This window comes from Fusobacterium sp. DD2, assembly GCF_018205345.1.
Lineage (GTDB): Bacteria > Fusobacteriota > Fusobacteriia > Fusobacteriales > Fusobacteriaceae > Fusobacterium_A.
The window spans coordinates 1-12,146 of the sequence record NZ_JADRHM010000072.1; the positions used below are offsets into that span (position 1 = coordinate 1).

Sequence of the window (12,146 nt, forward strand, 5' to 3'; positions counted from 1 at the left end):
TTATTTAACTATTTTCTATACTTTTCATATCTTTATATAGATATAAGGCAAATATTGTCTTCATATCCTGAGAAAGATTTTCTATTTCACTTATTGGAAACCAGTGATTTGTAAGAGCTTCCCCTTCATCAAGTCTAAGATTTCCAGGTTTGATATTGTCATCTTTAAGTTGCACAATATAGATATAGAGTTTTTCCTGAGTGTATCCTGGAGATACAGTTAGAGGTTTTTGAGTAGTACATATTATATTGTAATCTTTTGGAAGATACCCAGTTTCCTCTTCAAGTTCTCTATACAGTGTTTCAATAGCTTTTTCACCTGGATCAATAAGTCCTGCTGGGATTTCATAAACCTCTTTATCAACACCTGGTCTATACTGTTTTACTAAAAGAGTTTTATCACCTTTTGCATTGACAACCATAGCAGCTATAGCATCCTGCTTTATTAAAAATTCAAGGTCTAAACCTGTAATAGGATGTTTCTTAATAGCTACTTTTAAAAATTTAAGATCTTCTACGTTCATCTAATTCACTCCTGTCTATAACTCATCCTCGTCATCTTTATTTGCCCATTTTTTGCGCTCTTCAGTGATAGCTTTATAGAGAGTCTTTTTCTTTTTCAGGTATTTCATTCTTTGAGTAGCTCTGTATTCTTTAGTAAGATTCATAAATGGAAGTAAAAATCCTGCAACTATACCAGCTGAGAATCCATTGTTATAAAGATTTAATCCTCCATGAACTGTACCAATACTTTGAACTACAGCAAGGTGAAGCCATCCAGCTATCACACCCCATATTATACCATATACTCCTGCAATAGGTGCAAGAGATGTTCCAAAAAGTGCAGAAAGTGCAGTTGTAAAACCATCAGTTGAAGTTCCCCATCCAGCAAGAGATACTCCTACCAGGATAGGAATAGTATTTTTAAAATGTTTTCCATAAGCAGAGAATCCAACAATTGTAAGTACCCCTGCAAGTAGAGGACCATTTAGACTCTGACCTATTACCATTAGATATCCTACACTTACAAATCCCATTATTCCCATATTTATAAATGTAAGACCATATCCATACTTAAGTACGTAGTCAGCTTTTAATCCGCTGTCTTTTAAAAGTTTTCTATAACCTCTAAATGAGTTGTTATTTATGACAAACCCTATTATTATTAGTGTGGAGAAAATAGCTGTACACAGCATTTTTAATGCAAAGTCAAATTCAGTAGAGATAATTCTCATAGGAGTGATATGAAATCTATAAAGTTTAAGAATAGATGTCACTACTGCTCCTAATATTCCACCTGTAAATCCAAGGTTATAAAGGTTGAATCCTTCGTGGAAATTTGCCATTTTTTTAGAAAGTGGAGTTACAATAAACCCAATGATAATTCCTAAAACTATTGCACTTATATAGGAAGTATCTGTAGTGTCCACTCTGAAGGCCACCTCACTTACAAATGGTGCAAGTGCAGTGGTGAAGCATATGGTGATAAAAATTTCCTTAAAATCAATATGCTCAAATACACTGTAAAGTATTCCTCCTAAATAGAAGGGAAGAACATTTAAAACATTCTTTCCGAAAAATGAGAAACCAAAGACAGTGAAGAAACATGCAATAACCAGTCCATCTATTTCAACTTTTAAGAGCTTCAAAAGCGTCAAATTAAATAGAAGTATTAAAGAAGCATTTAGGAAAACTGCCCCTATTCCCCCTACTACTAAAAAGTCTGTAATTAGAACTGCTGGAGATGTAATTATCTTCAACATACCAGTTGCTACATTCTCTTCTTCATGTATAACGTATGCTATAAACCCAATTATTATTAACCCAATTAAAAATATAGAAATCGATTCTATTTTTCTTACTCTGTCACCTTTAAAATTATCCATCGAACCCCCTTATTGTAAGTCATTATTAAAATCTTATTATTTTTTTGAAAAAAAGTCAAACAATGATTTTTTTTATTTTCTGTTATTTTTTTGCAAAATAGGATATCATATATTTATGGAGAAAATAGATGATTATTATGTATACATATTGAGGTGCAAAGACAATTCTCTCTATACAGGGATTACAAAAAATTTAGAAAAAAGATATATGGAACATGCTGAAGGGAGAGGTGCAAAATATACAAGGGCAAGAGGGGTTAAAAAACTGGAATTATCTTTTTTATGTAGTGGAAGATCTTCTGCATCTAGAATAGAATACTTTATAAAAAAACAAAATAAATCTTGGAAAGAGCATGTAATTAAAGAGTTCTCAATGCTTGAGGAGATAGTAGAAAAAGAATTAGAAATAAAAATAAAAAAAATTATTGACACATTTTGAATTTTATGATAGTATAATACATGTTCTGAAACACGAAAGTGTGGAAAAAACATGCCTGGATGGCGGAACAGGTAGACGCACAGGACTTAAAATCCTGTGGTATTAAGTTACCGTGCCGGTTCGATTCCGGCTCTAGGCACCACTTCACAACGCGGGGTAGAGCAGCTTGGTAGCTCGTCGGGCTCATAACCCGAAGGTCATAGGTTCAAATCCTATCCCCGCTACCAAAAAAATTAAATATTAATATGCGGGAATAGCTCAGTTGGTAGAGCGTCAGCCTTCCAAGCTGAATGTCGCGAGTTCGACCCTCGTTTCCCGCTCCATATATGCGTCATTAGCTCAGTTGGTAGAGCACACGACTTTTAATCGTGTTGCCACAAGTTCAAATCTTGTATGACGCACCAAATATGTGTCTGTAGCTCAGCTGGATAGAGCAACGCCCTTCTAAGGCGTGGGCCAGGAGTTCGAATCTCTTCAGACACGCCATTAATTTGGATCCATAGCTCAGTTGGTCAGAGCACTCGGCTCATAACCGAGTGGTCGTTGGTTCAACTCCAACTGGATCCACCACTGCCCCGTTCGTTCAGTGGTAAGGACATCAGATTTTCACTCTGGAAACAGGGGTTCGATTCCCCTACGGGGTACCATTAAAATATCATATTCATTAAAGTGTTGTTATTAGGTTGGAAGGTTATCCTAATTGGTAAGGAACCGGTCTTGAAAACCGGCGCCGCAAGGCTTCAGAGTTCGAATCTCTGATCTTCCGCCATAATGCCCAGATAGCTCAGTCGGTAGAGCAGGGGACTGAAAATCCCCGTGTCAGTGGTTCGATTCCGCTTCTGGGCACCACTTAAATGGTCGCATAGCTCAGTTGGGAGAGCACCTGCCTTACAAGCAGGGGGTCATAGGTTCAAGTCCTATTGCGACCACCATATATGGGGGTGTAGCTCAGTTTGGTTAGAGCGCATGCCTGTCACGCATGAGGTCGCGAGTTCGATCCTCGTCACTCCCGCCATATATTTTATTGCCTGGATGGCGGAACAGGTAGACGCACAGGACTTAAAATCCTGTGGTATTAAGTTACCGTGCCGGTTCGATTCCGGCTCTAGGCACCACTTCACAACGCGGGGTAGAGCAGCTTGGTAGCTCGTCGGGCTCATAACCCGAAGGTCGTAGGTTCAAATCCTATCCCCGCTACCAAAAAAACTAAATATAATATGCGGGAATAGCTCAGTTGGTAGAGCGTCAGCCTTCCAAGCTGAATGTCGCGAGTTCGACCCTCGTTTCCCGCTCCATGTATGCGTCATTAGCTCAGTTGGTAGAGCACACGACTTTTAATCGTGTTGCCACAAGTTCAAATCTTGTATGACGCACCATTTAATTTATGTGTCTGTAGCTCAGCTGGATAGAGCAACGCCCTTCTAAGGCGTGGGCTAGGAGTTCGAATCTCTTCAGACACGCCATTAATTGGATCCATAGCTCAGTTGGTCAGAGCACTCGGCTCATAACCGAGTGGTCGTTGGTTCAACTCCAACTGGATCCACCACTGCCCCGTTCGTTCAGTGGTAAGGACATCAGATTTTCACTCTGGAAACAGGGGTTCGATTCCCCTACGGGGTACCATTAATTTTTACAAAAAAGTGTTTCTAAGGCTGGAAGGTTATCCTAATTGGTAAGGAACCGGTCTTGAAAACCGGCGCCGCAAGGCTTCAGAGTTCGAATCTCTGATCTTCCGCCATATATTATTGCCCAGATAGCTCAGTCGGTAGAGCAGGGGACTGAAAATCCCCGTGTCAGTGGTTCGATTCCGCTTCTGGGCACCACTTGATGGTCGCATAGCTCAGTTGGGAGAGCACCTGCCTTACAAGCAGGGGGTCATAGGTTCAAGTCCTATTGCGACCACCATTCTTAATTTGGGGGTGTAGCTCAGTTTGGTTAGAGCGCATGCCTGTCACGCATGAGGTCGCGAGTTCGATCCTCGTCACTCCCGCCATACTTAGAACATCTGGCATACTTGATGTATGTCTTTTTTTATGCGTAAAACAGTAGCTGATATAAAATTCAGCTATTTTCTTTTTAATTAAAGAAGTTAGTTTCAGGAGGAAAAATGAATTTTTTATTAAATATGCTATGGCTATTTTATGGAGGGCTATTTTTGACACTGCAATGGTTAGTAGCTACTATATTGTCCCTTCTACTTATTATAACCATTCCATTTACTTCAGGATGTCTTAATATGACAGGAGCATGCCTGATGCCTTTTGGAAAAGAGGTTGTATTAAAGGAAGATGCCCAATCTAATCCAAGGACTATAAGTGCCTTTTTCTGGATAATCATGATAGGATTGTGGCTTGCCATCTCTCATCTGGTAGTAGGAATAACATCATGCTTAACAGTGATTGGAATACCATTTGGGATACAGCATTTTAAACTTATGAAGGTTGCTTTCAACCCATATAAATATACACTTGTGTAGAAAAAAAGCAGAGAGTAGAGAATACTTTTCTGCTTTTTTTAATAATTAAAAATTTATGGGATAAAAAAGTTGACTATAAAAGAATAGGATAGTAAACTGATAGTAAGAAAGACAGCTATTAAAATAATAAAACAGGGGGGAGAAGATGAGAAATATATATGATACAGTTATGAACCACAGGTCAATTAGAAAATATAAAGAGGAGGACATACCTGATAAGTATCTTAAGATGATATTAGATGGAGCTATTCATAGCCCAAGCTCTGTAAATGGTCAACAATGCAGTGTAGTTGTAATAAGAGATCCTAAGAAAAAAGCAAAATTAGCTGAGTATTGTGGAGATCAGGAATGGATTAAACAGGCACCTGTATTTTTAGTATTAGTTGCTGATTTTTCAAGGGTAGCAAAGGGAATAGCTAAGAAAAATGGAACTTTTGATAATATGGATTCCATAGAAGCAAGCCTTGTAGGAGCTGTAGATTGTGGAATAGCTTTTGGAACAATGATGAATCTTGCAGAATCACTTGGATATGGAATCGTGCCTATTGGAGCTGTAAGAGATGAACCTCAAAAAGTTATAGATCTTTTAAAACTTCCTAAATATGTGTACCCTATTTTAGGTATGTGTATAGGTGTCCCTGATGAGGATCCAGGGCTTAAACCAAGATTTCATTTCACCACACTTATCCATGAAGAGGAGTATAGAGAGATTACAGACCAGGAATTAGATGATTATGATGATTTAATGAAAGGATATATGGCAGATAAAATTGTTGGTGAAGAGGTAAAAGACTGGAGTGATATGATGAAGAGAGTATACTCTGGTATCTACTATCCACGTGTAAAAGAAACAATGAAAAAACAGGGATTTAAAAACGAAAAATAGTGGAGAATATCATCAAAAATAGCTAGATTATCTTTATTTTTAATAATAAACTTGATTAAATGTCAAAAAATTGGTAAACTATATAGAAGGGACAAGTAAAAAAAGAAGAGGAAGCATTTACTTGTCTCGTCTTATTTTTTGAAGAAAAGATAAGAAACAATTTAATAAAAAACTGAGGAGGTGTTGTTATGTATAATCTACGAGAGGCATTGGAGAAAAATAAGCTTTTAGAAATAAAAGTTACATTAAATGAATTCAATCCTGTGGATATTGCAAATTTACTGGAGGATTTAGATCATGAACAGACCATGAAAGCATTTAGACTTTTAAATAAGGATTTGGCTGTTGATGTATTTTCAAATCTATCCTCTGATAAGCAGAAACAACTTATTGAATCTACAAGTGATGAAGAAATTTCGAGAATAGTAAGTTCCATGTTTTTGGACGATACTGTAGACTTGATTGAAGAGATGCCAGCTGGAATTGTATCAAAGATACTTAGAAATACTTCTCCTGATCACAGGAAACTTATAAATCAGTTCCTGAAATATCCAGAAGATAGTGCTGGTAGTGTAATGACTGTAGAGTATGTTGCTCTAAGAACAGATATGACTGTACGTGAGGCTCTTGCAAAAATTAGAAAATATGGAATTAGAAACGAAAGTGTTAACGATTGTTTCGCTGTGGACAATGAGAGAAGACTAGAGGGTATAGTTCCAATAAATGAGCTTATAATCAATGAAGAAGATACTAAAATAGCAGATATAATGACAGATAATATTGAAAAAGTGGAAGTGGATTCTGACCAGGAATATGTAGCACACCTATTTAGAAAATATGACTTGTCAAACATGCCAGTAGTTGATAAAGAGGGAAGACTTGTAGGAATTATCACAATTGACGACATCGTTGACGTAATTGACCAGGAAAATACAGAAGACATGCAGAAAATGGCTGCTATGAAACCTTCTGATAAAGAATATTTAAAAGAATCAGTATTTGAACTTGCAAAACATAGAATACTATGGCTTTTAATACTTATGATTTCAGCTACGGCTACTGGAGGTATAATTAGAAGATATGAAACAACACTTCAATCTGTAGTTATACTTGCAGCATTTATACCTATGCTTATGGACACTGGTGGTAATGCCGGATCTCAATCTTCTACCCTTGTTATTCGTGGACTTGCATTGGGAGAGATAAAAACTTCTGATGTGTGGAAAATACTTTGGAAAGAATTTAGAGTCAGCTTAATAGTTGGATTTGTATTGGCTGGACTTAACTTCTTAAGAATACTTTGTTTTGACAGTGTAGAGATAAAGATAATTCTTGTAATATGTTCAAGTCTATTCTTTACTGTAGTAATAGCAAAGGTAGTAGGAGGAATACTTCCAATAATTGCTAAAAAATTGAGATTTGACCCTGCTATTATGGCGAGTCCTTTAATTACAACAATAGTGGATGCATGTGCACTTATGATATATTTCACAATTGCCACTACACTTTTGAATATTTAAAAAAATTAAGCCGACAGATTTTCTGCCGGCTTTTTTATGTGCTTAAAATTTATTATTTTTTATAGTTTCTTATACAAAGTGCCGCTGCACCATAAAATCCAGAGTGATCTCCCAGATCAGGTGGCACTATATAATTATCAATATCCTCAATTTGAGGAGTTTTTACATATCCATTTAAAAGCTTTTTAACCTCTCTTCTAATCTTAGGGAAAAGATTTCCATACTTCATGACAGTTCCACCAAGTATTATCTTTTCAGGAGCAAGTACAAGAATATAGTTAACAATGGCATGTCCTATATAGAAAGCTTCAAGATCCCAAGTCATATGATCATTTTCCAAAGAGATAAGACTTTTATGCCATCTTCTCTCAATAGAAGGGATAGATGCCATTCCTTCAAGACAGTTTCCACCATGGAAAGGGCATGTTCCAACAAATTTATCTCTTGGATGTCTGTTGATAAACATATGTCCCATCTCTGGGTGCATCATTCCATGGACAAGTTGATTTCCAACAATAGCTCCTCCACCTACACCATTTCCAATAGTTAGGTATACAGTGTTCTTAAGATTTTTAGCTGCTCCCCAGATTGTCTCTCCAAGAGCTGCAAGGTTTGTGTGAGAATCAAAGTAGATAGGAATATTAAGTGCTTTTTTTAATGTACCTATAATATTAAAGTTCTGCCAAGCTTTTTTTGGAGTAGATGTAATGTACCCATAAGTTGTAGAATCTGGATTGAGATCAATAGGACCAAAGCAACCTATTCCTAAGGCTACAATATCCTTCCCTTTAAAAAATTCAATAACTTGAGGCATAGTAGCTTCAGGTGTCTCAGTTAAAAAAACAATTTTCTCTATTGTTTCACCCTTATCATTAGTAACTCCACAGAGAAATCTATTCCCAGATGCATCAATAGCTCCAAATTTCATAATTCTCTCCCTCCCTATACTTGTTTACTCTATTCTACCATATTTTAATAATTTTTCATTAGAAAAATGAGAAAAATAATAAAAACTCCCTGTGCCACATGATAGAATTAAGTGGTATACTATAATTATAGGGAGGTCAATATGTTTAAGAAGATAGATATGGAAAAGTGGGAAAGAAGAGAACATTTTAAATACTATATGGGAGTTTTAAAGACCAATTATAGTTTTAATGTAGAGATAGATATTACAAAACTGGTAGAGAGGGTAAAAGCACTTGGACTGAAGTTTTTTCCAACTATGCTCTACTGTGTAATAAGAGGAGTAAATGAAAATAAGGAATTTAGAATGGGATATAAAGATGGAGAGCTGGGATACTGGGATTGGTGTGATCCATCATACACTGTATTTCATCCAGATGATAAGACTTTTTCAGATATATGGAGCAGCTACTATAAAGAGTTTCCAAAATTCTATAAAGGTGTAGTAGATGATATAGAAAAATATAAGGATATAAAAGGGGTAAAGACAAAAGGTGGACGTGGAGATAATTTCTGTCCAATTTCAAGTGTGCCATGGGTGAGTTTTACATCATTAAGCCATGATACTCCAGGTGAGTCAGGGATGTTTTTCCCAGTAATTGTATTTGGAAAATACCATGAAAAGGATGGGAAAATAGTGATTCCCCTTTCTATCTATGTAAATCATGCAGCAGCAGATGGATGGCATACATCAAAACTAGTAAAAGATATAGAAAATATAGCTGAGTCAGTGGACAGCTGGGTAAAGTAGAGGAAAATTATGATATATATAGCAGTTGCTTTAGGAGCAGAAGGAAAAAAGATAATAGATTATTATGGACTTAAAAGGGATAACAGTATTAAAAAATTTCAGGTATTTAAAAATGATAGGATAACCCTTGTAATAACTGGAGTTGGAATGCTAAATGCCCTTGCAGGAACTGTTTTTTTACTTACACCTGGATGTGAAAAGAGTGATATTCTTTTAAATATAGGTGTATGTGGAGCTATAAATAGAGAAAAATACAGTATTGGAGATGTTGTTCTTGCAAATAAGGTGATAGATAGAAATAATGGTGTGGTATTCTATCCAGATATGGTGTTTAACCATCCATTTAAAGAGGGAACTCTTGAGACTTTTTCCCATGTAGTTGGAGAAAATGAGGAGATTTTAGGAGATATTGTAGATATGGAGGGAGCTGGAGTAGCTAAAGGCGGAAGTATATTTTTAGACACTTCAAGAATCTATATGCTAAAGATAGTTTCTGACTATTTAGATGGAGATGTAGAAGATATTGGAAAGATTATCTCTGAAGGGATGGAGAAAATAGACAGCTGGATTAGTAAAATAGAAAATTTCCAGGTTGAAGAGGAAGTTTTAAACTGGGAAGATTTGGATAGGATAGAGAGTTTTGCAGAAAAAATGAGATTTACAACAACTATGACTAATGAATTCAAGTCTTTAATGGAATATTATGTAATATGTGGAAATCCCATTGATGAAATAATAGATGAGTATAAAAATATTGAGATAGTAAGAAAAAATGAGGTGAAAAAGATATTTGATGAGATCAGAAGAAAAGTTGCTAAATAAGAGTTTCTCCCATATATATGTAGAGGATGAGGCTAGAAGTTACCCTCTTACAAGGGAGATTATAAAGAGATTTGAAAACTCTAAAATAGTTGAGATATCAAACTATAAAGAGGTATTTTCAAGAAACAACCAGAATTTTTCACTTCAAAAGGTCACTCCAAAGCTTATACTTGCTGTAAAAAAAGATGGTTTTTTATACAAGGGAGCAAAGGTGTGTGAAAGTTTTGGAAATGAGAATTTTTACTATATATCTTCAGTGATAAACTGTGTCTATGACTGTGAATATTGCTACCTTCAGGGAGTGTATTCATCAGCTAATATAGTGATATTTGTAAATATTGAGGATATGTTTTATGAGGTGGAAAAAGAGCTTGAAAAAAAGAGTATGTATATCTGTATCTCATATGATACAGACCTTTTAGCTATTGAAAGTATAACTGGACTTGTAAAAGACTGGTACAATTTTTGTGAAAAGCATAAAAATCTGAAAATTGAGCTTAGAACAAAATCAGCAAATGTTGTCCCATTTAATGATTTAAAAGCAAATCCAAACTTTATAGTGGCATGGACTCTCTCACCATATGAAATTGCTGAAAAACATGAATCAGGAACTCCAGGCCTTGAAAAAAGGTTGGAATCAGCAAGAAAACTTGTAGATTCAGGGTGGACTGTAAGAATCTGTTTTGACCCTGTGATATATATGGAAAATTTTAAAGAGGTATATGGAAAGATGGTAGATGATACCTTTGAAAAAATAGACAGTAACAGGATACTGGATATAAGCATTGGGACTTTTAGAATTTCCAAGGAGTATTTAAAGAGGATGAAGAAAAATCGTGGACCATCTAAGATACTTTACTATCCATTTCATTGTGAAAATGGAGTATATACCTATGAGGTTGAAAAGAAAGAGATGATGATGAAGTATATGAAGGAAAAGGTACTTCAATATGCAAATGAGGAAAAAATCTTTATTTAGGAGGAGAAAATGAAAAAAGCATTGGTAACAGGAGCAACATCAGGAATAGGTCTTGCAATAGTAAAAAAGCTTCTGGAACTTGGATATCACGTATATGGAGTTGGAAGAGATTTTTCTAAAATAAGTATAGAAGAGAATTTCACTCCCATAGTTTGTGATCTTTTAAAATATCAGAATATAGAAAAAATGGTAAGAGAACTTGAGGATAAACGAGAGATAGAACTTCTTGTAAATTGTGCAGGAGTTGGGTATTTTGGACCTCATGAAGAGATAAATCCAACTAAACTTCATAAGATGATAGCTCTAAATCTTGAGGCTCCTCTTGTACTTACTCAGCAGTTTTTGAGAATATTGAAGAAAAACCAGGGTACAGTTATCAATATATCCTCAATTACTGCTAAGAAATCAAGTGTTTTTGGCTGTGCCTACTCTGCTACAAAAGCTGGACTTGGACATTTTTCTGAGAGCCTTTTTGATGAGGTAAGAAAAACAGGGGTAAAAGTGGTATGTATCTATCCAGATATAACAAAAACACCTTTTTATGATGAGCTTGATTTTCAGGAAGGAGAAGATTCTTTAAGTTACATTTTACCTGAGTGTGTAGCTCAAGGTGTAGAGAGTGTAATAAATCAAAGGCCTGGCACTGTAATCACTCAATTGGTGCTACAGCCACAGAAACATATTATCAAAAGAAAATAAAAAAATACTTGACAGAAAAAGTATTATATAGTATATTAGTATTGTAGTAAAAATGAAATGATTACAAAACAGGAAATGTAAAATAGAAATTAAAAAACGTAAATTCAAGGAGGAATGTAAAATGGAGATGTAAAGTTTGTGGGGAAATTATTACTGATGAGACTTTAACTAACTGTCCAGTATGTAAAGCTCCTAAAGAAAAATGGGAAAGAGTAGAAGAAACTGAAGGAAAGGTATGGGCAACTGAGCACAAAATCGGTGAAGGAATGGAATGCGGAGATGAAGAAATCATCGCTGGATTAAAAGCTAACTTTGCTGGAGAATGTACAGAAGTTGGAATGTATCTTGCTATGTCTAGAGCAGCTGACAGAGAAGGATATCCAGAAATCGCTGAAGCTTATAAGAGAATAGCTTTTGAAGAAGCTGAACATGCATCTAAATTTGCTGAACTTTTAGGAGAAGTTGTATCACCTTCATCTGAAGTAAACTTAACTAAGAGAGTAGAAGCTGAATTTGGAGCTACTTCAGGAAAATTCGAATTAGCTAAGAGAGCTAAAAAATTAGGATTTGACGCTATCCATGACACAGTTCATGAAATGGCTAAAGACGAAGCTAGACACGGAAGAGCTTTTGCAGGATTATTAAAAAGATATTTTGGAAAAGAATTCTAATTAAGACCCTAAAAATTGCATATAAATAAAGAAAAGTCCAGGTATTTTGCCT

At 35.6% G+C, this 12,146-nt stretch carries 11 protein-coding genes, 22 tRNA genes and 1 pseudogene; 31 read left to right on the top strand and 3 right to left on the bottom strand.

Going from position 1 to position 12,146, the window contains the following annotated elements:
• Positions 1-4: 4 nt before the first annotated feature.
• Both IX290_RS09785 and IX290_RS09790 read right to left on the bottom strand, forming a co-directional pair.
• Positions 5-523, bottom strand: a complete 519-nt coding sequence (locus IX290_RS09785; RefSeq protein WP_211493023.1) for an NUDIX hydrolase — start codon at positions 521-523, stop codon at positions 5-7.
• Between the two features lie 15 nt (positions 524-538).
• Positions 539-1,885 (bottom strand): DUF1576 domain-containing protein, encoded by a 1,347-nt coding sequence (locus IX290_RS09790; RefSeq protein ID WP_211493024.1) that lies wholly within the window; start codon positions 1,883-1,885, stop codon positions 539-541.
• Between the two features lie 115 nt (positions 1,886-2,000).
• Between IX290_RS09790 and IX290_RS09795 the strand changes: the two genes are divergently transcribed.
• The 26 genes from IX290_RS09795 to mgtE all read left to right on the top strand — a co-directional run bounded on the left by IX290_RS09795 (position 2,001) and on the right by mgtE (position 7,206).
• Positions 2,001-2,324: a GIY-YIG nuclease family protein gene (locus IX290_RS09795; protein WP_211493025.1), complete on the top strand. Its 324-nt coding sequence runs from the start codon at positions 2,001-2,003 to the stop codon at positions 2,322-2,324.
• Between the two features lie 53 nt (positions 2,325-2,377).
• Positions 2,378-2,466, top strand: a tRNA-Leu gene (locus IX290_RS09800).
• Between the two features lie 8 nt (positions 2,467-2,474).
• Positions 2,475-2,551: transfer RNA gene (locus IX290_RS09805), tRNA-Met, on the top strand.
• Between the two features lie 20 nt (positions 2,552-2,571).
• Positions 2,572-2,647, top strand: a tRNA-Gly gene (locus IX290_RS09810).
• A gap of 5 nt (positions 2,648-2,652) precedes the next feature.
• A tRNA-Lys gene (locus IX290_RS09815) sits at positions 2,653-2,728 on the top strand.
• A gap of 5 nt (positions 2,729-2,733) precedes the next feature.
• Positions 2,734-2,810 (top strand) — tRNA-Arg (locus IX290_RS09820).
• 7 nt (positions 2,811-2,817) lie between these two features.
• A tRNA-Ile gene (locus IX290_RS09825) sits at positions 2,818-2,894 on the top strand.
• A 2-nt stretch (positions 2,895-2,896) separates the two neighbouring features.
• Positions 2,897-2,971: transfer RNA gene (locus IX290_RS09830), tRNA-Glu, on the top strand.
• A 38-nt stretch (positions 2,972-3,009) separates the two neighbouring features.
• Positions 3,010-3,093, top strand: a tRNA-Ser gene (locus IX290_RS09835).
• Between the two features lie 4 nt (positions 3,094-3,097).
• Positions 3,098-3,173, top strand: a tRNA-Phe gene (locus IX290_RS09840).
• A gap of 7 nt (positions 3,174-3,180) precedes the next feature.
• Positions 3,181-3,256, top strand: a tRNA-Val gene (locus IX290_RS09845).
• A gap of 5 nt (positions 3,257-3,261) precedes the next feature.
• Positions 3,262-3,339: transfer RNA gene (locus IX290_RS09850), tRNA-Asp, on the top strand.
• A gap of 11 nt (positions 3,340-3,350) precedes the next feature.
• Positions 3,351-3,439, top strand: a tRNA-Leu gene (locus IX290_RS09855).
• Between the two features lie 8 nt (positions 3,440-3,447).
• Positions 3,448-3,524 (top strand) — tRNA-Met (locus IX290_RS09860).
• A 19-nt stretch (positions 3,525-3,543) separates the two neighbouring features.
• Positions 3,544-3,619, top strand: a tRNA-Gly gene (locus tag IX290_RS09865).
• A gap of 5 nt (positions 3,620-3,624) precedes the next feature.
• Positions 3,625-3,700: transfer RNA gene (locus tag IX290_RS09870), tRNA-Lys, on the top strand.
• 10 nt (positions 3,701-3,710) lie between these two features.
• Positions 3,711-3,787, top strand: a tRNA-Arg gene (locus tag IX290_RS09875).
• Between the two features lie 6 nt (positions 3,788-3,793).
• Positions 3,794-3,870, top strand: a tRNA-Ile gene (locus IX290_RS09880).
• 2 nt (positions 3,871-3,872) lie between these two features.
• Positions 3,873-3,947 (top strand) — tRNA-Glu (locus IX290_RS09885).
• Between the two features lie 31 nt (positions 3,948-3,978).
• Positions 3,979-4,062: transfer RNA gene (locus tag IX290_RS09890), tRNA-Ser, on the top strand.
• 9 nt (positions 4,063-4,071) lie between these two features.
• A tRNA-Phe gene (locus IX290_RS09895) sits at positions 4,072-4,147 on the top strand.
• Between the two features lie 6 nt (positions 4,148-4,153).
• A tRNA-Val gene (locus IX290_RS09900) sits at positions 4,154-4,229 on the top strand.
• 10 nt (positions 4,230-4,239) lie between these two features.
• A tRNA-Asp gene (locus tag IX290_RS09905) sits at positions 4,240-4,317 on the top strand.
• A gap of 114 nt (positions 4,318-4,431) precedes the next feature.
• Positions 4,432-4,800 (top strand): YccF domain-containing protein, encoded by a 369-nt coding sequence (locus IX290_RS09910; protein ID WP_211493026.1) that lies wholly within the window; start codon positions 4,432-4,434, stop codon positions 4,798-4,800.
• 145 nt (positions 4,801-4,945) lie between these two features.
• Positions 4,946-5,686: an NADPH-dependent oxidoreductase gene (locus IX290_RS09915; protein ID WP_211493027.1), complete on the top strand. Its 741-nt coding sequence runs from the start codon at positions 4,946-4,948 to the stop codon at positions 5,684-5,686.
• A 188-nt stretch (positions 5,687-5,874) separates the two neighbouring features.
• Positions 5,875-7,206 (top strand): magnesium transporter, encoded by a 1,332-nt coding sequence (gene mgtE / locus IX290_RS09920; protein WP_211493028.1) that lies wholly within the window; start codon positions 5,875-5,877, stop codon positions 7,204-7,206.
• Positions 7,207-7,258: 52 nt separating this feature from the next.
• On the opposite strand, the gene IX290_RS09925 is transcribed toward mgtE, so the two are convergent.
• Positions 7,259-8,134: an ROK family protein gene (locus IX290_RS09925; protein WP_211493029.1), complete on the bottom strand. Its 876-nt coding sequence runs from the start codon at positions 8,132-8,134 to the stop codon at positions 7,259-7,261.
• Positions 8,135-8,275: 141 nt separating this feature from the next.
• Here IX290_RS09925 and IX290_RS09930 point away from each other — a divergent pair, with 141 nt between their 5' ends.
• The 5 genes and pseudogenes from IX290_RS09930 to IX290_RS09950 all read left to right on the top strand — a co-directional run.
• Positions 8,276-8,923, top strand: a complete 648-nt coding sequence (locus tag IX290_RS09930; RefSeq protein ID WP_211493030.1) for a chloramphenicol acetyltransferase — start codon at positions 8,276-8,278, stop codon at positions 8,921-8,923.
• Between the two features lie 9 nt (positions 8,924-8,932).
• Complete coding sequence (locus IX290_RS09935) at positions 8,933-9,745, top strand: spore photoproduct lyase (RefSeq protein WP_211493031.1); 813 nt, start codon at positions 8,933-8,935, stop codon at positions 9,743-9,745.
• A complete protein-coding gene (locus tag IX290_RS09940) occupies positions 9,717-10,724 on the top strand; it encodes a spore photoproduct lyase family protein (protein ID WP_211493032.1) in 1,008 nt (335 codons plus the stop codon). The genes IX290_RS09935 and IX290_RS09940 overlap by 29 nt, the downstream gene beginning before the upstream one ends.
• Positions 10,725-10,733: 9 nt before the next feature.
• Positions 10,734-11,423 (top strand): SDR family NAD(P)-dependent oxidoreductase, encoded by a 690-nt coding sequence (locus tag IX290_RS09945; RefSeq protein ID WP_211493033.1) that lies wholly within the window; start codon positions 10,734-10,736, stop codon positions 11,421-11,423.
• Positions 11,424-11,542: 119 nt separating this feature from the next.
• Positions 11,543-12,094: pseudogene (locus tag IX290_RS09950) on the top strand (ferritin family protein); the annotation flags it as partial.
• Positions 12,095-12,146 lie beyond the last annotated feature (52 nt).

Bases quoted from the DNA above. Each gene is read 5' to 3' on its own strand.
- IX290_RS09785 (WP_211493023.1), bottom strand. From the start codon at position 523: ATGAACGTAGAAGATCTTAAATTTTTAAAAGTAGCTATTAAGAAACAT.
- IX290_RS09790 (WP_211493024.1), bottom strand. From the start codon at position 1,885: ATGGATAATTTTAAAGGTGACAGAGTAAGAAAAATAGAATCGATTTCT.
- IX290_RS09795 (WP_211493025.1), top strand. From the start codon at position 2,001: ATGGAGAAAATAGATGATTATTATGTATACATATTGAGGTGCAAAGAC.
- IX290_RS09910 (WP_211493026.1), top strand. From the start codon at position 4,432: ATGAATTTTTTATTAAATATGCTATGGCTATTTTATGGAGGGCTATTT.
- IX290_RS09915 (WP_211493027.1), top strand. From the start codon at position 4,946: ATGAGAAATATATATGATACAGTTATGAACCACAGGTCAATTAGAAAA.
- mgtE (WP_211493028.1), top strand. From the start codon at position 5,875: ATGTATAATCTACGAGAGGCATTGGAGAAAAATAAGCTTTTAGAAATA.
- IX290_RS09925 (WP_211493029.1), bottom strand. From the start codon at position 8,134: ATGAAATTTGGAGCTATTGATGCATCTGGGAATAGATTTCTCTGTGGA.
- IX290_RS09930 (WP_211493030.1), top strand. From the start codon at position 8,276: ATGTTTAAGAAGATAGATATGGAAAAGTGGGAAAGAAGAGAACATTTT.
- IX290_RS09935 (WP_211493031.1), top strand. From the start codon at position 8,933: ATGATATATATAGCAGTTGCTTTAGGAGCAGAAGGAAAAAAGATAATA.
- IX290_RS09940 (WP_211493032.1), top strand. From the start codon at position 9,717: ATGAGATCAGAAGAAAAGTTGCTAAATAAGAGTTTCTCCCATATATAT.
- IX290_RS09945 (WP_211493033.1), top strand. From the start codon at position 10,734: ATGAAAAAAGCATTGGTAACAGGAGCAACATCAGGAATAGGTCTTGCA.